This is a genomic window from Streptococcus sp. DFI.7.26, assembly GCF_022240605.1.
Lineage (GTDB): Bacteria > Bacillota > Bacilli > Lactobacillales > Streptococcaceae > Streptococcus > Streptococcus xiaochunlingii.
In genome coordinates this window covers 1-753 of record NZ_JAKOGN010000040.1, presented here as the reverse complement: position 1 = coordinate 753, position 753 = coordinate 1, and the positions used below count along the sequence as shown (strand labels likewise).

The 753-nt window shown below is 27.0% G+C and carries 1 protein-coding gene; it reads left to right on the top strand.

The features are described from left to right. Positions 1-633: 3'-5' exonuclease (locus L0M85_RS09815; protein ID WP_275112265.1), on the top strand; the 633-nt coding region annotated here is incomplete at its 5' end. Positions 634-753 lie beyond the last annotated feature (120 nt).

The following is a 753-nucleotide window of genomic DNA, read 5'->3' as shown; positions in this document are numbered from 1 at the left end:
AGTCAAGGAAAACGAGATCCTTTAATTTGGGAAAATATTAGTAATTTTTATGGAAATATCAATGGAATAGATGAATTTACTGATGATTTAATTTTAGCAAAATCTTATAAGGAGATTGACAATATAGTTAGTGATATTACTTACCTAATTTCAAATTTTATTCCCAATGAAGAAAGTATGATAAAATTAATTGATTGTATTATTGAAAAAATAGATGAAAAAAGAATTATTTCCAATTTTTCAACATACAATGGAAAAAGTGACCTAGATATCATTGTCAAGAACTTTTCAAAGTTATTATACATAGAATATTCTCAAACACAAGGTGAATGGCTAGATACAGTCTCTAGTTTCAAGGGTGAAAACTCAATTCCAATTATGACTATCCATAAGAGTAAAGGATTAGAATATGAGGTAGTCTATTTTCTAGGCTTGGAGGATTCTGCATTCTGGAGTTTTAATGATCAACCGGAAGAAGATAAAAGTGCGTTCTTTGTCGCACTTTCAGGAGCAAAAAGTCACTTAATATTCACATACTGTAAATTGAGAAATAATAGTCCGCAAAATAATAGAAATATTAATGAGATATATTCATTGTTGACTCAATCCAATTTAGTTGATGTTATTAATTAATAATGATTAAGGCATAGAAATTAGTTTTTTAGATAAACTAATTTCTATGCCTGTTTTATCTTTTTTACTAGTTAAAAAGATTGATTATAGTGGGTTATCAAGATATGTTTTTTGAAAACT